Annotated in this window: 18 protein-coding genes; 5 read left to right on the plus strand and 13 right to left on the minus strand. The window is 61.4% G+C overall.

Going from position 1 to position 19,804, the window contains the following annotated elements:
- Positions 1 to 115: 115 nt before the first annotated feature.
- The 3 genes from AC6I99_RS01615 to AC6I99_RS01625 form a co-directional block, all read right to left on the minus strand.
- Positions 116 to 823: a FadR/GntR family transcriptional regulator gene (locus AC6I99_RS01615; RefSeq protein WP_224167436.1), complete on the minus strand. Its 708-nt coding sequence runs from the start codon at positions 821 to 823 to the stop codon at positions 116 to 118.
- Between the two features lie 22 nt (positions 824 to 845).
- Positions 846 to 1,682 (minus strand): hypothetical protein, encoded by an 837-nt coding sequence (locus AC6I99_RS01620; protein WP_497943781.1) that lies wholly within the window; start codon positions 1,680 to 1,682, stop codon positions 846 to 848.
- A 356-nt stretch (positions 1,683 to 2,038) separates the two neighbouring features.
- Positions 2,039 to 2,872, minus strand: a complete 834-nt coding sequence (locus AC6I99_RS01625) for a helix-turn-helix transcriptional regulator (protein ID WP_224166101.1) — start codon at positions 2,870 to 2,872, stop codon at positions 2,039 to 2,041.
- An 86-nt stretch (positions 2,873 to 2,958) separates the two neighbouring features.
- On the opposite strand from AC6I99_RS01625, the gene ilvD reads away from it, so the two are divergent.
- The gene (gene ilvD, locus AC6I99_RS01630) at positions 2,959 to 4,821 is read left to right on the plus strand and encodes a dihydroxy-acid dehydratase (protein WP_224094837.1); all 1,863 of its coding nucleotides are present in this window, start codon (positions 2,959 to 2,961) and stop codon (positions 4,819 to 4,821) included.
- Position 4,822: 1 nt separating this feature from the next.
- Here the strand turns inward: ilvD and AC6I99_RS01635 are convergent, their stop codons facing one another.
- Positions 4,823 to 6,643: a thiamine pyrophosphate-requiring protein gene (locus tag AC6I99_RS01635; protein WP_497959931.1), complete on the minus strand. Its 1,821-nt coding sequence runs from the start codon at positions 6,641 to 6,643 to the stop codon at positions 4,823 to 4,825.
- A gap of 116 nt (positions 6,644 to 6,759) precedes the next feature.
- On the opposite strand from AC6I99_RS01635, the gene AC6I99_RS01640 reads away from it, so the two are divergent.
- Positions 6,760 to 7,005 carry a hypothetical protein gene (locus AC6I99_RS01640; RefSeq protein WP_497943779.1) on the plus strand — a complete coding sequence of 82 codons (246 nt, stop codon included), beginning with the start codon at positions 6,760 to 6,762 and terminating at the stop codon, positions 7,003 to 7,005.
- A gap of 3 nt (positions 7,006 to 7,008) precedes the next feature.
- Here AC6I99_RS01640 and AC6I99_RS01645 read toward each other — a convergent pair whose 3' ends face one another.
- Together AC6I99_RS01645 and AC6I99_RS01650 are read right to left on the minus strand one after the other, a co-directional pair.
- On the minus strand, positions 7,009 to 9,165 hold the full coding sequence (locus tag AC6I99_RS01645; protein ID WP_497943778.1) for an amylo-alpha-1,6-glucosidase: 2,157 nt from the start codon (positions 9,163 to 9,165) through the stop codon (positions 7,009 to 7,011).
- 148 nt (positions 9,166 to 9,313) lie between these two features.
- Positions 9,314 to 9,571, minus strand: coding sequence for a hypothetical protein (locus tag AC6I99_RS01650; RefSeq protein WP_224094845.1), 258 nt, complete (start codon positions 9,569 to 9,571; stop codon positions 9,314 to 9,316).
- A gap of 166 nt (positions 9,572 to 9,737) precedes the next feature.
- On the opposite strand from AC6I99_RS01650, the gene AC6I99_RS01655 reads away from it, so the two are divergent.
- Positions 9,738 to 10,094: a cupin domain-containing protein gene (locus tag AC6I99_RS01655; protein WP_224094847.1), complete on the plus strand. Its 357-nt coding sequence runs from the start codon at positions 9,738 to 9,740 to the stop codon at positions 10,092 to 10,094.
- A 59-nt stretch (positions 10,095 to 10,153) separates the two neighbouring features.
- Here AC6I99_RS01655 and AC6I99_RS01660 read toward each other — a convergent pair whose 3' ends face one another.
- From AC6I99_RS01660 to AC6I99_RS01690, 7 genes are all read right to left on the minus strand, one after another.
- Positions 10,154 to 10,846: a GntR family transcriptional regulator gene (locus AC6I99_RS01660; RefSeq protein WP_224094848.1), complete on the minus strand. Its 693-nt coding sequence runs from the start codon at positions 10,844 to 10,846 to the stop codon at positions 10,154 to 10,156.
- A gap of 39 nt (positions 10,847 to 10,885) precedes the next feature.
- The gene (locus AC6I99_RS01665) at positions 10,886 to 12,340 is read right to left on the minus strand and encodes an NAD-dependent succinate-semialdehyde dehydrogenase (protein ID WP_497943777.1); all 1,455 of its coding nucleotides are present in this window, start codon (positions 12,338 to 12,340) and stop codon (positions 10,886 to 10,888) included.
- Between the two features lie 38 nt (positions 12,341 to 12,378).
- Positions 12,379 to 13,632: an aspartate aminotransferase family protein gene (locus AC6I99_RS01670; protein ID WP_309929306.1), complete on the minus strand. Its 1,254-nt coding sequence runs from the start codon at positions 13,630 to 13,632 to the stop codon at positions 12,379 to 12,381.
- 82 nt (positions 13,633 to 13,714) lie between these two features.
- Complete coding sequence (locus AC6I99_RS01675) at positions 13,715 to 14,845, minus strand: FAD-dependent oxidoreductase (protein ID WP_497943776.1); 1,131 nt, start codon at positions 14,843 to 14,845, stop codon at positions 13,715 to 13,717.
- Positions 14,846 to 14,848: 3 nt separating this feature from the next.
- Complete coding sequence (locus AC6I99_RS01680; RefSeq protein WP_224094850.1) at positions 14,849 to 15,616, minus strand: amino acid ABC transporter ATP-binding protein; 768 nt, start codon at positions 15,614 to 15,616, stop codon at positions 14,849 to 14,851.
- Positions 15,613 to 16,509 (minus strand): amino acid ABC transporter permease, encoded by an 897-nt coding sequence (locus AC6I99_RS01685; RefSeq protein ID WP_224094851.1) that lies wholly within the window; start codon positions 16,507 to 16,509, stop codon positions 15,613 to 15,615. Before AC6I99_RS01685 ends, AC6I99_RS01680 begins: the two co-directional genes overlap by 4 nt.
- Before the next feature lie 49 nt (positions 16,510 to 16,558).
- The gene (locus tag AC6I99_RS01690) at positions 16,559 to 17,485 is read right to left on the minus strand and encodes an ABC transporter substrate-binding protein (RefSeq protein WP_224094852.1); all 927 of its coding nucleotides are present in this window, start codon (positions 17,483 to 17,485) and stop codon (positions 16,559 to 16,561) included.
- A 337-nt stretch (positions 17,486 to 17,822) separates the two neighbouring features.
- On the opposite strand from AC6I99_RS01690, the gene AC6I99_RS01695 reads away from it, so the two are divergent.
- Positions 17,823 to 18,497, plus strand: coding sequence for a haloacid dehalogenase type II (locus tag AC6I99_RS01695; protein WP_224094853.1), 675 nt, complete (start codon positions 17,823 to 17,825; stop codon positions 18,495 to 18,497).
- Between the two features lie 27 nt (positions 18,498 to 18,524).
- The gene (locus AC6I99_RS01700; RefSeq protein ID WP_224094854.1) at positions 18,525 to 19,802 is read left to right on the plus strand and encodes an NAD(P)/FAD-dependent oxidoreductase; all 1,278 of its coding nucleotides are present in this window, start codon (positions 18,525 to 18,527) and stop codon (positions 19,800 to 19,802) included.
- Positions 19,803 to 19,804: the final 2 nt, after the last annotated feature.

The raw sequence follows: 19,804 nt of genomic DNA on the forward strand, positions 1-19,804 counted from the left end.
ACTTTTTTGTCATCATTTCCTATGGTCAGGCGCCCAAAGGGGCGCATTGAGGCGATGCGGATTCGTCGTTGAACCCGTCCGAATGGTGCGGTGGGCTGCCGTTCGATCCAGCGCTTTAGGGCGCCGGGACCGGTAGGACAGCCCCAAGCGATCCTTCTACGCCATGAAGGTGCCGCATCATGGCGATTCCGGCATCTTGAGCCGAGCCATTTTCGATGGCTTCAAAAATGGCCGCGTGCTCGAGGCCGGATTCCTTTCTCCGGTCCACTACCTGGTTCAAGGTGCTGGACTGGTTGGCCATGGCTTCCTCGATGTCGGAAAGCATCGATGCGAAGACGCCATTGCCACTGCTGCGGGCGATGATCGCATGGAATTCTGAATTGAGGATGACCCACTGTTCCAGATCATCTTCTTCATCCATGGCCCGCAGGATTTCCCGGAGTGATTCGACATCCTGCTGGCTGCGGTGTTCCGCGGCCAAGCTTGCGGCCGGCACTTCAATGTGAGGCCGTGCCTGCAGGAGTTCGCGCGCCGAGTACTTGCCCAGTTTCAGGTCCTGGCCAACTTTGTCGGCGATGACGAATGTGCCCTTGCCCGTCCGGGTTACGGTCAGGCCCAGGGCGTTTGAAGACTTCAGGGCCTCGCGCACCATGGTCCTGCTGACGCCGAACTGCTGCGCCAACGTGGCTTCCGAATCCAGGCGCGAACCTACTGGAAGGCTGCCGTCTTCGATGGCAGCCCTCAGGGTGGCAAGCACCGCCTCGGCGGCACCGACCCTAACGACTTTGGTTTGTCCAGCAGTCCAGCTGTCCAACAGGCTGATCATGGAACGAATATGGCATGGCTCACAGAGCGGGGCAAGTTGTTACGCGGGGAGTTGCGCTGCTTGACGGGAACTCCGGCTGGATGCAGGAACCAGGAGGCGCGGGCGCTGCGACTGATCCAGCTGAAAGCCAGGGCAACTTTACAAAGCTGCCGAGACTCTCCCAGGTATGCGTCTGGTTGTTGAGGACCGTTGTAGCGGCACCGGAACCTTTGGCTTCCCTGAGGCCGTACTGGTATCCGGTAATCAAATATTCGTGGAGTTTTCCATCAGTGGAAGACTCCGGTAGGAGGAGTGCCAGGTATTCTTTGCCCACCTCAACATCGATGTCGTCCATGATCTTTGCTTGAACGTACTTCGTGTCGCCTGGCTTCCCGCCGTGATTCAAGCCGAGTATCTTGTCCTTTTGTGCCTGATTGAGGCTGCTCCAGTAATCCTCGTAAGTTACGGTTCCGCCGGCGCGGGAGTATGTTATTTGTGCACCTGGCTCGACGTCACCCTTGTAAACTTCCCGAATCGTCATCTTGCCAACGGTCTGCGGGAAGACACTTTGGTTCGAAATGGGGCTGAATGTGCGTCCGCCATCGATTGACTCGATATAAACGCGCGCAACGATCGGATAGTTGTTATATCCGTAAAGGGGATCCCCGAGATCCCATAGGAAATCAATGCCTGTCACCACCTCCTCAATTTGGTCAAGAGGGATATTGGCATAGGCATCCTTGGGTTGCATTGATGCAGTCACTCCAGGCTGCTGATTTAATTCTTGCCCGCGCTTCGGCGCTTCGGACGCGCAAGCTGTGAGGCCGACCATTATCGCCAGTCCCGCACATGCCAATGATGGTCCAAGCTTGTTCATTCGGCAGTTCTTCCCTTGGACTGTGGATGATAACCAGCAGGATTCAAAGCTTCCGTTATTACCCAACCTGCCATTACGGAGAACTCTGGCTTTCCTGGTAGTCGGCGAAGCGTAGACGTGCTGGCCGTGGGATCAGTCTCAAGGGTCTGCGTGATTATTGTCAATACTTCGGTGAGGTTATCAATTGACCGTCTCGAGGGCGCGCAATGCCGATAGTTATATGTTCAGAAGGTGACAAATATTCTGCGTCACGTTCTGATTATTACCCACACCTAATAGGTAGCAATGCGTGTTGCAAAATCGACGAAGCGCCAGTTCTGTCAAGCAACCTGGCCGCTGGTTTCCCAACAATGTCGCTAGTTGCCGTTCCCCATCAGCCGCTGCATCTGCTCACCTGCATCGCTGCCGGGCGCCGGTGTGTAGACAACGATGTGGAGATCCGGCCTGTCAGACGGAGAGACCTGGTGGTGCTCCAGCTGCAGTACGCCCACCGCCGGGTGATGGAAAAGCCGTTCCCGGGACTCGAAGCCCAGGATGTCGTAGCGGTCCCAGCTCTCCTGGAACTCCGGGCTGGCTTGCTTAAGCCGTTCAACTTGAAACTCAACATCGGGATCGCCAAGTCGCTGACCGGTCTCGGCGCGGAACTCGGCAAGGAACCGCTTGCTGGTCACGTCCCAATCGGGGAGAAGGTCACGGACGTACGGATCCGTGAACACGAGCCACAACAGGTTCCTATCGGAGGCGTCGAAGGTTCCAATGTTCGGGTACAGGGCCTCGTAGGCCTTGTTCCAGCCGGCAACGCCCCAGTCCGGCGAAAGTGCATAGGCCGGGTTGGGATCCAGGGCGTCCAGTAGCCGTTGCACGTGCGGGGGAGCATCAGCCGCAACGGGCCCCTTTGGCATGGCGGACGAATAGCCGCCCAAGGACAGAACGTAGCTGAGCCCGGTGTCGGATAGATGCAGCGTGCGGGCTACGGCCTCGAGCACCTGCCGGGAAGGGCTGATATCCCGGCCTTGCTCAAGCCAGGTGTACCAGGTGACGCTGACCCCGGACAGGAACGCGATCTCTTCCCGGCGGAGGCCGCGCTCCCGGCTCCGCCCCACTGGAGGAAGACCATAGTCAGAACGCAGGGCCTGGTTCCGGCGCGTCCTGAGGAAAAGTCCCAGTTCCTTGCGCCTCTCATCCTTCACCTGTACAACACTATTACTCTGTTAGTTTCACTACTAGTAGCAACACCGTCTTCCGCGCCATAGCGCACCAAAGCAGGATGGTATGCATGCCTGCACTTCGCTCCAGAACAGTTACCCATGGCCGCAACATGGCCGGTGCCCGCGCACTGCTGCGCGCGTCCGGCGTCGCCAACACGGACATCGGTAAGCCGATCATCGCCGTCGCCAACAGCTTCACCGAGTTCGTTCCCGGCCACACCCACCTTGCTCCCGTGGGCCGGATCGTCTCCGATGCGATCCTCGCCGCCGGTGCAGTTCCGCGCGAATTCAACACCATCGCCGTGGACGACGGCATCGCCATGGGCCACTCGGGCATGCTCTACTCCCTGCCGTCCCGCGACCTGATCGCAGATTCCGTTGAGTACATGGTCAACGCCCACTGCGCCGACGCACTGGTCTGTATCTCCAACTGCGACAAGATCACCCCGGGCATGCTCATGGCAGCCCTGCGCCTGAACATCCCCGTGGTGTTTGTTTCCGGCGGTCCCATGGAGGCTGGCCGCGTGACCCTCACAGACGGGTCCGTGCGCTCCCTGGACCTGGTGAACGCAATTGCCGACGCCGTGGACGAATCCATCTCCGATGAAGACATCAACCTCATCGAAGAAAACGCCTGCCCCACGTGCGGCTCCTGCTCGGGCATGTTCACGGCCAACTCCATGAACTGCCTCGCCGAGGCCATCGGCCTGGCACTGCCCGGCAACGGCTCAGTGCTCGCGACCCACACCGCCCGTAAGGCGCTGTACGAGAAAGCCGGCGCCACAATCGTCGAGCTGGTGAAGCGCTATTACGACGGCGACGACGACTCCGTACTGCCGCGCTCCATCGCCACTGCCGAGGCTTTTGACAACGCGATGGCCCTGGATATCTCCATGGGCGGCTCCACCAACACGATCCTGCACCTGCTGGCCGCGGCCCAGGAAGCGGGCGTGGACTACGGGCTGGCCGAGATGGACGCCAAGTCCCGCCAGGTGCCCTGCCTGGCCAAGGTGGCCCCGAACGTGGCCGGAGACAAGACCTACTACATGGAAGATGTGCACCGCGCAGGGGGCATCCCCGCCCTGCTGGGTGAGCTGAACCGCGGTGGCCTCCTGCACAAGAACGTCCATTCCGTGCATTCCAACGATTTGGACGGCTGGCTGGACGACTGGGACATCCGCGGCGGCAAGGCCACCGAGGAGGCCCAGGCCCTGTGGCATGCAGCTCCCGGCGGCGTCCGTTCCTCCACAGCTTTCTCGCAGTCAAACCAGTGGACCTCCCTGGACACCGACGCTGAGGGCGGCTGCATCCGTTCCGTGGAGCACGCCTACTCCAAGGACGGCGGCCTGGCGGTGCTGCGCGGCAACGTAGCAGTGGACGGCGCAGTGGTGAAGACCGCAGGCGTGGACGAGTCCATCTGGACCTTCGAAGGCCCGGCAGTGGTGTGCGAGTCGCAGGACGAAGCCGTGGAAATGATCCTGAACAAGACGGTCAAGGAAGGCGACGTGGTGGTCATCCGCTACGAAGGCCCCAGGGGTGGCCCTGGCATGCAGGAAATGCTCTACCCGACGTCGTTCCTCAAGGGACGCGGCCTGGGCAAGAAGTGCGCCCTCATCACGGACGGCCGCTTCTCGGGCGGAACCTCCGGGCTTTCGATCGGACACATCTCCCCTGAGGCCGCCTCCGGCGGTGCCATCGCGCTGGTTGAGAACGGTGACATCATCAGCATCGACATCACAACGCGCTCCCTCCAGTTGCAGGTCTCCGACGAAATCCTCGCCGAACGCCGCGAAAAACTTGAAGTCAACGGCGGTTACAAGCCGAAGAACCGCGACCGCCAGGTGTCGCCAGCGCTTCGCGCCTACGCCGCCATGGCATTGTCGGCGGACAAGGGCGCCGTGCGCGACGTCTCTTTGGTGGAAAACCTCTAGGCTACGTTCCGGCCGGGTCCCGCAGCCGGGACCCGGCCTCCGCATAGCTGTCCAGAAGCTTCCGGGCGCGGCCGCCGTCGGCGCCTTCAGCTGCCAGCGCGGACCGCATGTCTTCCAGCTTCTTTTCCGCGGCAGGGAAGGGCGGAAGCAGCGGGATGTCCGGGTCAGTCAGGACCTCCAGGACTGCAGGGCGGTCCAGCGAGAACGCGTAATCCCACGCATCGCCGAGCTTGGCCGGGTCCTCCACCCGTATTCCGGCCAGGCCCAGCAGCTCCGCATAGGCGGCATATGGAAAGTCCGGGATCTCCTGGCTGGCATTGAACCGCGGTTCGGCTTCGTTTTCGCGCTGCTCCCAGGAGACCTCGGCAAGGTCGCGGTTGTTGAAAACGCACACCACAAACCGGGGATCGGACCAGTTGCGCCATCGATGCGCCACGGTGATCAACTCCGCAATGCCCAGCATCTGCATACCGCCATCGCCGGCAAAGGCCACCAGGGGCCGGTCCGGGTAAGCAAGCTTGGCAGCCAGGCCGTAGGGAATCGCGCATCCCATGCTGGCGAGCGTGCCGCTGAGATGGGCCGGGACTCCTGGCGAGAGCGTCAGCTGGCGGGCGTACCAGTAAACGCAACTGCCGACGTCGATACTCAACTGTGCGTTGTCCGGAAGCCTGCCGTTGAGTTCGCGGACCACGAGTTCCGGGTTCACGGGATCTGCGGGTATGTTGGCGCGTTCCTCTGAAAGGTGACGCCAGGCGCGGACCTGCGTTTCGACGTCGGAACGCCACTTGGCCCTTGCGCTTTCCGGCTGGTTGGGCTGCTGATCGAGCCGCTGGGTGAGCTCGGCCAGCGACGCGGCCGCATCGCCCACCACTCCAACCTCCACGGGGTAGCGGTTGGCGACCTTCCGGCCATCAATGTCGATTTGAACAGCTTTGGCAGTCCCGGGCTTTGGATAGAACTCCGTCCAGGGATCGTTGGAGCCGATAATCAGCAGTGTGTCGCAGTTGTCCAGGACGTAGGCGCTGGCAGAAGTGCCCAGGTGGCCCATGGTGCCGGCAGCGAAGGGCAGCGTCTCGTCGACGTACGGCTTTCCCAGCAAGCTGGTGGTGATGCCTGCCTGCAGCTTTTCGGCCAGCGCTTGGACCTCGGTCCGGGCACCCCGCGCTCCCTGGCCCACCAGGAACGCTACCCGCTCACCTTTGGAAAGGATCTCGACGGCGGCATCCAGGTCTTCCTCGCGCGGCATCACCCGTGCGGGGTGCCATACAGGGGCGGTGACAACGATTCCGTGCTCATGTTCGAGCTCGGGTGCCTCGGCGGACTGGATGTCGTGGGGGATGATCACGACGCAGGGGGACTTCGTCTCCAGTGCTGTACGGAACGCGCGATCCAGGAGCATGGGTACCTGTTCGGTAGAGCTGGCGAGCTGTGCAAATTGTGCGGCAACGTCCTTGAACACGGTCAGCAGGTCGATTTCCTGCATGTAGCCCGAGCCCAGGACGGTGGTGCTTTGCTGGCCAATGATCGCCACCACTGGAACGCTGTCCATTTTGGCGTCGTAGAGTCCGTTGAGCAGGTGGATGGCGCCCGGGCCTTGCGTCGAAGTCACCACCCCGACGCCGCCCGTGTATTTTCCATGCCCCACGGCCATGAAGGCGGCTGCTTCTTCGTGCCTTGCCTGCACGAATTCCACCGCATCCTGGGCTCTGCGGAGCGCGCCCATGAAGCCGTTGATGCCGTCCCCGCTGTATCCGAAGACCCTGTCCACGCCCCACGCTTGAAGGCGTTCAACGATGAGATCCGAAACTGTCCGCTGGGCCACGCCGGAAATTCCCTTCGCTAGGTACTATCGTCAATTGTTGACAATTGCTACGCTTGGTTCACTACCTGAAACCGGGCTTCGCATCCGCTGAAAGCCCCTTGAGTGAAGGACCTCCCATGAAAAAGCGACGCCCCGCTACCCTGGCTCCAGAGCCCGTTGAAACATCGCGCACCGGGCACCACTGCCCCAAGACCGGATGGTGGTCTGTCGCGGGAGACCCGCGGGCCACGCGCCTCATTATCAAGGGTGAGGTCATGCCTGCCCTGCACGGCACCCCGGCTCTCTGGATCATGCGCGAAGCAGCCGGCATCGTGAGCGAAACAGCCGCCCGTCCCGCAGCCGATTTGATGCCAACCCCATAGCAGTCAGCCCTTCTTCCGAAGGCCGGCCTGCTCCACAAGTTCGGTCAACCAGGGCCGGTGTCCTCTATGGAAGACCATCCCTTCCGGAAGCCCCTGCACCGTGGGAACGGAATCCGCGATATCGATTGTTACCCTGCCACCACCCATAGGCGCATTGGTGATATGCAGGTCCCCGTAGGACGCCGGCAGTTGGGGATCCATCCAGAACCCGCCACGGGAGACATGGGCGTCGTATCTCATCAGGCTGGTGACCAGCTGGATGGGCGAAGTGGCTGCCCACGCCTGCGGTGAGCACGCGGTGGGATACGGTACGGGCTCGCTGTATTGCTCCCTGCTGAAGCCGCAGAACAGCTCCGGCAGGCGGCCCTCGGAGTAGTCGGCAGCTTCGAGCAGTGCCGTCGAAATTCGTTGGGCCTCTTCCACGAACCCGTAGCGCATCAGGCCGGCGGCAATCACGGCGTTATCATGCGGCCAAACAGAACCGTTGTGGTAGCTGGCCGGGTTGTAAGCGCCCATGTCGGTTCCGAGGGTGCGCACTCCCCAGCCACTGAACATCTCAGGAGACATCAGCCGTTCGGCCACGAGCGGCGCCTTGTCTTCGTCCACCAACCCCACCCACAGGCAGTGGCCCATGTTCGACGCGCAAGCGTCAACCTGCCGTTTCCTTCCATCCAGAGCGATGGCGTAATAGCCCCGGTCCGGCATCCAGAATTGCTCGTTGAACCGGACTTTTAACTCCGCTGCCCGATCGGCTAGTTCCCGCGCCAAAGGTGCGTCTCCGGCGTCGTACGCTATCCACGCCCGGGCCATGTACGCGTCATAGACGTACGCCTGAACTTCGCAGAGCGCTATAGGCGGCTCCGCGAGGCGCCCATCCGCGAAATTGATGCCGTCCCACGAGTCCTTCCAGCCCTGGTTGATCAGTCCGCGGTCATTGAGCCGCTGATACTCGACGAATCCATCGCCGTCCCTGTCGCCATAGTCCCGGATCCAGTCCAGGGCCCGGTCTGCGTTGGGCAGCAAGGCCGCAATGGTGTCCTTGGCGAACCCCCACCGGCTGACCGAACCCAGCAACACGACGAACATCGGCGTGGCATCGATGCTGCCGTAGTAGACGGATTTGCCGCCGAGCGACAGACCGCTGGAGACGTCCAGCCTGACCTCGTGCAGGATCTTCCCGGGCTCTTCCTCGCTGATGGGATCCACCACCTTGCCCTGCCGGTCAGCAAGCGTTTGCAGAGTGCCCAGGGCAAGGGAAGGATCAACGGGCATGGCCATCTCCGAAGCCCAGAGGGAGTCGCGGCCAAACAGCGTCATGAACCACGGCGCTCCTGCTGCCACAACCACCCTGTCCGGGTGCGTGGGGTCTTCAATGCGGAGGGCGCCAAGATCGTCATAGCTGCGCCGCAGCGTCCTCTCGATGGAGTGGTTGCCCATGTGCAGCACGGGAATTTTGGCCACCCATTCCTGGCGACGCTGATCGCTGCGGGATAGTTCGCCGACGGCGGGACGCACCACAGGCGCCGCAGGCGCCCCTCCCTCGGTTCCGGGAGCAATGGTGACCACGGTGCTCCAGTGCCCGCGTGGAGGGATAGTGGTCCGGTGCCTGAGGCCCTCGCGGGTCGCCTCGGCAACATCGGAACTTACGACGACGGACTTCCGGACATCCTGCCAACGGGAGCGGATGGTCAGTGTGTTGTGGTTGTACTCGCGGGACTCCTCCCACTGCCTCTGGACCCGCGCTTCCTTGACTTCGAAAACGTCCGCGAAGTCCGAGCCCACTGCGAATTCGACCAAACATTCCACGGGTTCCATCGAATGGTTGCGGACGGTCACATGCTCCACCATTCCCACGCCTACTTCCCGCAAGCGCTCCACGATCAGCGGCGTATCCGCATATCCGTCAGATCGTGTGACGCGCCCGGCAAAGGCTGCCCTGTAAGGCTCTTTCGTCTGGGCGGTCAGTGGCTCCAGCGACTGGCCGTTGATGGTGAGGACCCAATCGGACAGGACCCGGGTGTCCTGGAAAAACATGCCGTGGGGATGGTCCGGGTGAATGTCCCCATTGGGCAGGGAGATGCAGAAGGACGTGCCTTCCACCAGGGTGACAGTCCCGGCGCCGAGGGGTCCTGCTGCTGTATCCGCATTCCATCCAGCCACTGTAAGGCTCCTCTGAGAACCAAGGGCGGCCAGTCCCTGTACCGGGCTCCCGGCTGTCCTGCTACATCGTCACCTCGACGGTACTCTTGCCGGGCTGCCGGGGCTAGGGCCTTGATGGCTGTTGCTTTGCGCTGTGAATCCGGGGCTGTCAGCCTTGCGAGGCGACCAGCAGATCGTAGTCATCATCGATGTGGAAAAGCCGCCGTTCGCCGATGCGGTCTATGACCCAGATCGTTTGTCCGTCCGCAGTCCGGTCATCCACGGTTCCCCTGTGGTACTCAAAGCCGCGCAGGCTGAGGGAAACTACATCTCCGGCTTCCAGGGAGTTCCAGAGCGATATCCTCCGGCTTTGCGCGCTGCACGCGGCAGGAGTACTTTCCAGGCTGCTTTTCCAGATGAGTTTCATGGGGAGTGTTCTCCTTGGTGACGGGGCCGGCGTGGATGACAGGGCGTCGGGGTGAATATTTCTCCATTAAGCCTATCGTCGATTGTTGACAATTGCTAGGATAGAAACTGTGCTTTCCAAAGACGGCAGGCACGTTCAAATGGGCGCAGTCCCAGAAGGAGAATCCATGATCAAGGCCACTGTCATGAGCGACGCAACAACGCAGGACCCGGGGGAGCACATCCCGAAAGCAACCACCAGCACACCTGGCCAGACTGAGGTCTCGTTCCGCCTGTGGGCCCGCGACGGCCACAAGACCGGCATCTGGGAGGTTACGCCGGGCGTGTTCAAGAGCACCCGCCCGGGTTACGACGAGATCTGCCAGATCCTCAGCGGCAAGGGGACCATCACTGAAGAAGACGGAACCAGCTTCGACATCGGCCCCGGAACGTTGTTCGTTACTCCGGCGGGATGGACGGGCACCTGGACCATCCACGAGACGCTGCGGAAGATGTGGGTTGTCACGGACGTTCCCGCAAACTAATTCCATAAAGGAAGGGCCCGGTTCACAATGAACCGGGCCCTTCCTTTATGGGGACTTTCCTAAGCAGTAATTCCCGTTGCTTCCGGGCTGGCAGTGAGGTCCTCTACGGCCTTCTGCATGTGGCGTTTGATAGCCTGCTGAAGTCCGCCATGGTCACGCGCCTCAAGAAGGTCCAGGATCATCTGGTGTTCCTGCACCAGCGCGTCAATGCGGGGATACGCCACCTCCAGGCTCAAAATGCACATCCTGGATTCCGCGGCAAGCGTCTCATAGATACGTATGAGCCGCGTGTTTCCGGTGCCTGAAACGAAGGCGGTGTGAAACTGCATGTCGAGGCGGGCAATGGCCTGCCAGTCGGAGGCTGCAACCTGCTTGGCCATATTCCGGATGATGCCCTTGAGCTCCCGGCACGTGTCCGCCACGTGCTCCGGGTCCGAGTCCAACAGCGTGTTGGCAGCGGCCAACTCCACGGCTTCGCGAACGGCGTAGATCTCCTTGACGTCCTGCGTGGAAAGCTCAAGCACGAAGACGCCGCGGTTGCGCTTGCTCACGAGGATGCCCTCCTGGCATAGCCGCTGGAGTGCCTCGCGGAGCGGACCCCGCGAAGTGTTCAGCTGGCTGGCCAACGCAGACTCATTGACCTGCTGTCCAGGGCTGAACGCCCCCTGGACAATGAGCTCACGCAGCTGGTCAGCGATCAGCTGTGCCGTGGGCCGGCCTTCCAATACGAACATTCCCTCCGGTGCCGCCATTGACATCCCCTCATTCCATGCTTCGGCAATTTGAAACTGCTAGACCGCTATTGCGGTGTACTTGTACTCCAGGAATTCTTCGATTCCAATTTTCCCGCCCTCGCGTCCGAGTCCGGATTGCTTGACGCCGCCGAACGGTGCCGCGGGGTTGGAAACCAGGCCGGTGTTCAGTCCGACCATTCCAACTTCCAGTTCCGCAGAGAACCGCAGTGCCTTGTCCATGCTCTCCGTGAATACGTACCCCACCAGGCCCCACTCGGTATCGTTGGCCAGGCGGAGGACTTCGTCCTCACTGTCGAACGCGGTGATCGCGGCGACGGGGCCGAAGATTTCCGTGCTCATCAGTGCGGCGTCCATGGGCACGTCCACCAGGACGGTGGGGGTGTAGAAGTAGCCGGGGCCTTCCGGACGGCTTCCGCCGGTCAGCACACGTGCTCCCTTGGAGACCGCATCTGCAACGAGGCTTTCGACCTTTTCCAGGCCCTTCTGCTCGATGAGGGGCCCGACGTCGGTGCCAGTCACAGCGCCGTTGCCTACCTGCAATTCTGACATCTTTTTGGAGAACTTCTCGCCAAATTCCTCTACCACTGAACGGTGGACGAAGAAGCGGTTTGCTGCCGTGCAAGCCTCGCCCATGTTCCGCATCTTGGCCTTCATGGCACCGTCCACGGCTTTTTCGATGTCTGCATCGGCCAGGACGATGAACGGTGCGTTACCGCCAAGTTCCATGGAGGAGCGCATCACGTTGTCGGCCGCCTGCTTCAGCAGGACCTTGCCCACTTCGGTTGAACCGGTGAAGCTGATCTTGCGTGCGATGCCGCTGTCGGTCCAGGTCCGAACCACCGTGGAGGCGGTGGACGTCGTCACAACATTCAGCACGCCGTCGGGCAGACCGGCCTCCTTGAAGAGGGCGACCAAGGCCAGCGACGTCAGCGGCGTCAGCTCAGCAGGTTTAAACACCGTGGTGCAGCCGGCAGCGACCGCGGGAGCGATCTTGCGGGCACCCATGGCAAGCGGGAAGTTCCACGGAGTGACCAGGACTGAGGGGCCAACCGGTTCCTTGGTGATGAGGATGCGGGTATTTCCATCAACGGAGGCCGCACTGTCACCACCAATACGGACAGCTTCTTCCGAGAACCAGCGGAGCATTTCGGCGCCGTAGGCCACCTCGCCCCTTGCTTCTGCCAACGGCTTGCCCATCTCCGCGGTCATGATGGCTGCGAGCCGGTCCGTGTTGGCAATGACCAGCTCAAAGGCGCGGCGGAGAATATCGCTTCGTTCGCGGGCCGTGGACTTTCCCCAGGCAGCCTGGGCACGTCCGGCTGCCTCGATGGCCAGGGCAGCGTCTTCAGGACCGCCGTCGGCAACGTGGGCAATCACTTCGTTCGTAGCAGGGTTCTCAACGGCGAAGGTGGCACCACTGGCTGCCTTCTGCCACGTTCCGTCAATGAACAGGTCCGTTGGGATGGTGGTGGGATCAAAGGAGGTGGTCATGGTCGCTCTTTCAGTGATCAGGGGGCTAGTGATCGGGGCTAGGAGGTGGCCGTCTTGAGCGCTTGCGTGAACTTGGACAGGCCTTGCTGAATTTCATCGCTGCTGACATTCAGGGCGGGGATGAGGCGAATGACGTTGCCATGCGGACCGCATGTGAGGAGCAGGAGCTCTTCCTTGATGGCGGCCTGTTGGACGGCGAGGGCAGTCGCCGCATCCGGGGTGTTGTCGGCGGCGGTGAATTCGACGCCCTGCATCAAGCCGCGGCCACGCACATTGCCGATTCCCGCGAATTCCGTTTTCAGGTTGTCCAGTCCTGCCCGCAGTTCGTCACCGCGCAGCAGGGCGTTCTCCACGAGGTTCTCCCGCCGGATCACACCCAAAGTTGCGACGCCGGCTGCTGCCGCGACTGCGTTTCCGCCATAGGTTCCACCCTGGGAACCAGGCCACGCCTTGCCCATCAAATCGGCGGAGGCGGCGATTGCGGAGATGGGGAAGCCACTGGCAAGACCCTTGGCGGTGATAACGACGTCGGGGCTTATTCCTGCCCAGTCGTGTCCCCAGAACTTGCCGGTGCGGCCGACCCCGGCCTGGACCTCGTCCAGGATGAGTATGATGCCGTGCTTGTCGGCGCGCTCACGCAGGCCTTGGAGGAATGCGACAGGCGTTGGGATGTACCCGCCATCACCCAGGACTGGCTCGATGATGAAGCCGGCGGTATCGCTGGGGGCGCTGATGGTCATCAGAAGGTGGTCGAGTTCCTTCAAGGCAAATTCGACGGCGGTGGCTTCGTCCCAGCCGTATCGGTACCAGTGCGGGAACGGGGCAACATGCACTCCGCTCATGATGGGGGAGAACCCGGAGCGGAACTTGGTTCCCGCCGTAGTTAAGGAGGCGGCCGCTACGGTGCGCCCGTGGAAACCACCTTGGAAGGAAATGATGTTGGGGCGACCGGTTGCCATACGGGCCAAACGGATGGACGCCTCGACTGCTTCGGAGCCGGAGGTTGCGTAGAAGACGCTGTCCAGGCCCTGGGGCAGGACGCCTCCCAGGAGTTCCGTGAGCTCCAGGAGGGGCTTGTGCATCACGGTGGTGTACTGGGCATGGACAATTTTGCCCACCTGTTCGCGGGCTGCGGCCACTACGTCCGGGTGGCAGTGGCCGGTGCTGGTGACGCCGATTCCGGTGGTGAAATCCAGGTATTTCTTGCCGTCTGTGGCGTGGATCCAACTACCGGACGCGTAGTCCACGACCACTGGAGTGGCCTGCTTCAGGATGGGGCTAAGTGTTGCCATGGCTTCATACTTTCTTAGTAACTGTAGATTGTCAACAATACGCGATTCGCGGGCCGTTAGCCCGCGAATCGAGTGGTGGTGCTTACTTTTTGAACCGCTGCGGGCGGACGAAGTCCAGCCCCTCGAAGCCGCCCTTGCCAAGTGCTTCGCTGGCAGCAATCTGGCCGTAGCCGGAAGCCATCTTGAAGCCGGCGCCGGAGAAGCCCGTGGCGGAGTAGATCCTGCCCTGCTCAGTGAAGAAGCCCAGGAGGGGTTGCGAATCCGAAGTGAACAGATCCGGGAAGGCATCCGAACGGACGATGCTGGGAACCAGGTCCGGGAAGAATTCCGTCACCGTCTCAATGGTTTCCGCAATCTCCGCCTTGGTCAGCTCCCTGGGCACTGAGTCCGCGGAGGGGGTTGGTGCCCCGCGGCCATCGAGGGTGGCCTTCACAGTGACGCCGTCCACCGCTGGCGCCCCATACATGGAGCGGTCGCCGGAAATCCTGATGAAGATGGGGAACTTCTCCGGGGTGAACCGGGTTGCGTCGCGGGCGACGAACCAGCTCAGGAAAATCCTGCGGGTATCCGTGTGCGCCTTCAGGTAATCGGGCATGAGCTGCCGGGACCACCCACCGGAGGCGATGATCACCCGTTCGAACGTCCAGGACTGTTCGCCGGAGGTGACCACAACGCCGTCGTTGGTTTCGGTGATGCTGCTGACAGGAGTATTGCCGAGGACCGTGGCCCCGTTGGCCTGTGCCGCTGCAACCGCCGCGGTAACTGCCCGATCCGTGCGGAGTGCGCCCCCGAAGGGATCGTAAACGGCGACATCGTCAGCCCGGAGATTGTGCTGCGGGTAGCGTTCGGCCATCTCCTCCCTGCTGAGGATCTGGTGGCTCGCTCCGTTGATGCGGGTGGTTTCCAGCAGCTTGGGAATGTATGGTCCATCAGCAGTGCCGATGGAGAGTCCGCCGCAGCGGGTGAGGATGTCCTGTCCCGTTTCTGCTTCGAGCTCGGCCCACAGATCCCGGGAGCGTTCCAGGATGGGGTAGTAGTCCGGCCTTCCCCTGTAAAGCATCCGGAAAAGCCGGGTGTCGCCACCCACCGCACTTCTGCCATGGCCCGGGGCGTGTGCTTCAAAGCCGACCACGGAATCGGACAGCCGTGAGGCCTGCCAGAGCGCCATGCTTCCGATGCTGCCCAGGCCGATGACGGCGAGTTTTCCATCCATCGCTTACAGCACCTGCTTCAGGAAGGCCTGGGTGCGTGCTTCCTTGGGGTTCTTCAGGATCTCCCGGGCATCTCCACGTTCCACCACGTAGCCCTCATCCATGAAGATCAGGGAATCGGCCACTTCGCGGGCGAAGCCCATCTCGTGGGTGACTACCACCATGGTCATGCCCTTCTTGGCGAGGTCCTGCATGACGCCGAGGACTTCCCCTACCTTTTCGGGGTCAAGGGCGCTGGTGGGTTCGTCGAACAGGATGATTTCCGGATCCATGGCCAAAGACCGGGCGATGGCGACCCGCTGCTGCTGCCCGCCGGAAAGCTCGGCCGGGTAGCGGTCACCGAAAGCGCCGAGGCCCACGCTGGTGAGCAGTTCCTGGGCGCGCTTGGAGGATTCCTTCTTGTCGGCACCCTTGACCAGGACCGGACCGGACATGACATTCTCGCGGGCAGTCATGTTCGGGAACAGGTTGAACTGCTGGAAGACCATGCCTACCCGTGTACGTTGCTGGGCAAGCTTCTTAGGGGGCAGCGCGTGGTAGGCGTGGTCGGTCTCGTAGTACCCGAAATCGTCGCCGTTGACTTTCAGGATTCCGGAGTCCACGGTCTCCAGGCCGTTGATGCAGCGCAACAGCGTGGACTTTCCGGAGCCGCTGGGTCCGATGATGCAGCAGATTTCACCGCTGGCGATATCGAGGTCGATATCGTGGAGAACGGTCTTGTGCCCAAAGGACTTGCGGATTCGGCGGGCGTGGATTGTGCCGTCGGTGCTCATCGTGCGATGCCTTCCGGTGCGGTCAGGGTGACTTTCTTGGACTTGCGGGGTACCCGGGCGGAGGTGTGGGAGTACTTCTGTTCGAGCTTGGACTGCGGGTAGCTCAGCAGCAGTGTCATCACCAGGTACCACAGGCTCGCCACGATCAGCAGCGGGATGGTCTCGTAAGTACGTGCGTAGATGAGCTGGGCGCTCTGCAGAAGTTCCGCAACACCCAGGACACTGACCAGGGATGTTTCCTTGAACATTCCAATGACCTGGTTGCCGGTGGCCGGAATGATCGATGGCATGGCCTGAGGAATGATGATCTTGCGCATCTTCGTAGACGCGCTCATTCCCAGGGAGTCCGCGGCTTCAATTTGTCCCTTGCCCACCGAGGAGAACCCTCCGCGGATGATTTCTGCCATGTACGCGGCTTCATTCAACGTCAAACCGACCAAGGCTGCGGTGATCGGACCCATGAGTGCATTCGTGTCGATTGCGGTGCCGATGTCGGTAAACGGGATCCCGATGGTGAGGTTCGGGTACAGGGCTGAGATGTTGAACCAGAAGATCAGCTGGACCAGGACCGGTGTACCGCGGAACAGGGTGATGAACGCCCCTGCCGTGGCCGCGATCGGCTTGACGCTCGAGGACCTCATGATCGCAATGACCAGGCCCAGGAGGGTACCCAGGGCCATGCTTGCGAGCGTAAGGAAGATGGTGAGCATCAGCCCGCGGAGGATCGATTCGTGGGTGAAGTACTTGGCCACCACGTCCCACTTGAAGTTGGGGTTGGTGGAGACCGAGAAGAGGATGCCCGCGCCAAACAGGATGGAAACCACCCAGGCGACGTATTCAAAAGTGCTTCTGCGGCGAAGGCGGGGCTTGAGTGCCGGATCAATTCCGTTCATTGTCGGTTTGCTTCCGTTACTGATGGTTTGCACCATGGGAGCACTTCTCCTAGTTGAGTTTCGCATCCGTGATGGCTCCGGCATCGAGGCCCCAGGTGGAGAGGGACTTCTTGTATTCCGGGCTGTTCAGGACCGACTGGATGGCGGCCTGGAGGGCGGGAGTCAGGGCAGATCCCTTTTTGACACCGATTGCGGTGAGGTCGCTGGATCCGACGTTGATCTGGGGGGTCAGGATGGTGAACGATTTGGGCTGCTGCTTCTCGGCCCAGGCGAGGGAGGTTGTGTCGTAGAGGATGCCGTCGATCCGCTTGGATGCCAGCTGTGTCAGGGCCTCCTGGACGTTGGGCAGGGTCACGGCGTTGATCGCGGGCTGTCCCTTGGACGTGCAGGTCTGCTCCGAGAGGGCCGGGAGTCGCTTGAGCTGGCCCGTCGAGCCCTGGGTAACGGCAATGTTCTTACCGCACAGTGTCTCGTTGCTGAGCTTCAGCGGGTTACCTGCGGCCACGGCCACTGAGTTGCCGGCCTTGAAGTAGTCGATCATGTCCAGGACCTTCAACCGCTCAGCGGTCTTGGACATGGTGGTGGCGGTGAAGTCGTAGCGCCCGCCGTCCAGGCCGGGGACGATCGTGTCGAACTTGGTGTCCTGGAACTTCAGCTTCAGGCCGAGCTTCTTTGCTACCAGGCGGGCAATGTCCGGGTTCAGGCCGATCGGCGTCGAGTTGTCTTCGGCGAGGAACGTCGTCGGTGGGTAGTGCAGGTCCATGGCGACCGTCAGTTCGCCCTTGTCCTTATAGGACGCCGGCAGGAGGCTTACGGCCTTTTCGTCGGGCTGGACGCCCTCGGAGATGTCTGTAGTGTTCGTGGTCTTGCTCGCGTCCGGGGAATCGCTGCTGTTGGCTGTTCCACCACAGGCGCTCAGGGCGAGTAGTACGGCAAGTCCTGCGGCTGCAGTCTGGGCCTTGTTACGAATCTTCATGGTGCTTCCCTTCGAGGGAGTCGGTCACTGGGGAGGGAGAAGTTCTAGGTTGCAATGTGATCCGGATCTCTCCGTCATCTAATGCAATGCAACCCCCTCAACAGTAGATTGTCAACAATTGACAGAAAGTTTTTTCAAGCTTCCTCTCTATGAGAATGGTTCTAATTACAGCACTAGAAACTGTTGACAATTTACAATTTGGCGGCCTAGAGTCGAATCATCGGGCACGAACCTTCCAGCCCGCCAGGCACGATTTCGCGGTTCAGCTCGCCTCTTTCGATACCTCCACACACACGGGGCAAGCCCCCTTCCATCTCCCGAAAAGAACGGAAACCCCATGGCAGAGACCAACTTCCGGCCGAAGTACATCTCCTTCGATGTCTACGGCACGCTGATCAACTTCGACATCGATCCCACCACCCGGCGGCTGCTCGATGGACGCATCTCCGAAGAGCAGTGGCCTACGTTCAAGAAGCAGTTCCGTGGCTACCGCTTCGACGAGGTCCTGGGGGACTACAAGCCGTATGAGGCGATCCTGCAGGATTCCTTTGACCGGGTGTGCAAGCGTTGGGGCATTGGGCCCACCGAAGGTGCCGGCGCAGCGTTCGCTGACGCCGTCCGCGGTTGGGTTGCGCACGAGGACGTGCCGGCCCCGCTGAAGCTCATGGGCGACAACTACCAGTTGGTGGCGTTGTCCAACGCGGACGACAGTTTCCTGGATATCAGCATCCCGAAGCTGGGTGCAGAGTTCCACGCGGTCCTGACTGCCGAGCAGGCACAGGCCTACAAGCCGCGCTACCAGGCTTTCGAGTACATGCTCGACACCCTGAACGCCAAGCCGGAGGACTTCCTGCACGTCTCCTCGCACACCCGGTACGACATGCATCCGATGCATGACATGGGCTTCCGTAACCTCTGGATGCTGGACCGTGGCTACGACCCCATTGGCGGGGGCTACGACCTCACCACGGTTAAGTCCCTGGACGAGATCAACAAGCACCTCGGTCTCTAAACCGGCTTCGAAGCGAAAGGTCATACCGTGAAACTTGTTCCCTACTGGCTCGATACTGCAGAGCCTTCCGGCGATTACCGCCGCACTCCGGTCCCGGAGAACGTTGATGTTGCGATTATCGGTGCCGGCTTTACCGGGCTGTCAGCAGCCCTTGAATTCGCCAAGCAGGGCGCCAGTGTGGCCGTTTTCGAACGTCACACTGTTGGCTGGGGCGCTTCGGGCCGTAACGGGGGAATGGCTACGACCGGTTTGGCCATTGGCTTCAGCACGGCAGTCAAGCGCTACGGGGCTCCCCGTGCAGTTGAGATGTTCCGCGAATACAACGATGCCATCGAAACCATCGAGAAGCTGGTGCACGACAACGGCATCGACTGCGATTTCAAGCGTTTCGGCAAGCTCTCCCTGGCGTTCCACAAGTCCCACTACGATGGCTTCCTGAAGTCCCAGGAGCTGCTGGCAAACCTGGTGGATCACCATGTAAAGGTCATCCCCAAGTCAGAGATCCACAGCGAAATCGGCACGGACTTCTACCAAGGCGCCATGATGGATCCGCTGGGTGCCGGTCTTCACGTAGGGAAGTTCGTGCACGGCCTGGCAAAGGTGGCAATCGACAACGGCGCAGTCATTTGCGAGAACGCGTCGGTCACCGAGCTGAACAAGGTCTCGGGCACAGTGCACGATGTCCACACCACCCGTGGCATTACCCGGGCCAAGCAGGTCCTGGTGGCCACCAGCGGCTACACCGGCAACATCACCCCGTGGCTGCAGCGCCGCGTGATCCCGGTTGGCAGTTTCATCATCTGCACGGAGCCTCTGTCCGAAGAGGTGGTGAACCGCATCCTGCCCAACAGGCGCCAGGCCTCTGACAGCAAGATGCTGACGTACTACTTCCGGATCACGCCGGACAACAGGCTGCTGTTCGGTGGCCGGGCCCGGTTCGCTTTGTCCAGCCCGGATTCGGACGTCAAGAGCGCCGAAATCCTGCACAAGGCCATGACTGAGCTCTTCCCGTACCTCTCCAACGCCAAGGTGGACTACATCTGGGGCGGTCTGGTGGATCTATCCATGGACCAGATGGTCCATGCCGGCCAGCATGACGGCCTGTTCTACTCCCTCTGCTACAGCGGCCATGGCGTTCAAATGGCGGCCCACATGGGTAAGCGGATGGCCCACTACATGGCCGGCGACAAGTCGGCAAATGTGTGGGAAGACCTGAAGAACCCGCCGGTTCCCGGCCACTTCGGCCCGCCATGGTTCCTGCCGTTCATTGGCGGAGCCGCGAAGATCATCGACCGTATCAAGTAGAC

The organism is Arthrobacter sp. TmtSoilC77 (assembly GCF_059739415.1).

Coding starts and splice junctions, on each gene's coding strand:
- AC6I99_RS01690 (WP_224094852.1), bottom strand. CDS start 17,485: ATGAAGATTCGTAACAAGGCCCAGACTGCAGCCGCAGGACTTGCCGTA.
- ilvD (WP_224094837.1), top strand. CDS start 2,959: ATGCCTGCACTTCGCTCCAGAACAGTTACCCATGGCCGCAACATGGCC.
- AC6I99_RS01640 (WP_497943779.1), top strand. CDS start 6,760: ATGAAAAAGCGACGCCCCGCTACCCTGGCTCCAGAGCCCGTTGAAACA.
- AC6I99_RS01695 (WP_224094853.1), top strand. CDS start 17,823: ATGGCAGAGACCAACTTCCGGCCGAAGTACATCTCCTTCGATGTCTAC.
- AC6I99_RS01685 (WP_224094851.1), bottom strand. CDS start 16,509: ATGAACGGAATTGATCCGGCACTCAAGCCCCGCCTTCGCCGCAGAAGC.
- AC6I99_RS01620 (WP_497943781.1), bottom strand. CDS start 1,682: ATGAACAAGCTTGGACCATCATTGGCATGTGCGGGACTGGCGATAATG.
- AC6I99_RS01670 (WP_309929306.1), bottom strand. CDS start 13,632: ATGGCAACACTTAGCCCCATCCTGAAGCAGGCCACTCCAGTGGTCGTG.
- AC6I99_RS01650 (WP_224094845.1), bottom strand. CDS start 9,571: ATGAAACTCATCTGGAAAAGCAGCCTGGAAAGTACTCCTGCCGCGTGC.
- AC6I99_RS01665 (WP_497943777.1), bottom strand. CDS start 12,340: ATGACCACCTCCTTTGATCCCACCACCATCCCAACGGACCTGTTCATT.
- AC6I99_RS01660 (WP_224094848.1), bottom strand. CDS start 10,846: ATGGCGGCACCGGAGGGAATGTTCGTATTGGAAGGCCGGCCCACGGCA.
- AC6I99_RS01655 (WP_224094847.1), top strand. CDS start 9,738: ATGATCAAGGCCACTGTCATGAGCGACGCAACAACGCAGGACCCGGGG.
- AC6I99_RS01675 (WP_497943776.1), bottom strand. CDS start 14,845: ATGGATGGAAAACTCGCCGTCATCGGCCTGGGCAGCATCGGAAGCATG.
- AC6I99_RS01680 (WP_224094850.1), bottom strand. CDS start 15,616: ATGAGCACCGACGGCACAATCCACGCCCGCCGAATCCGCAAGTCCTTT.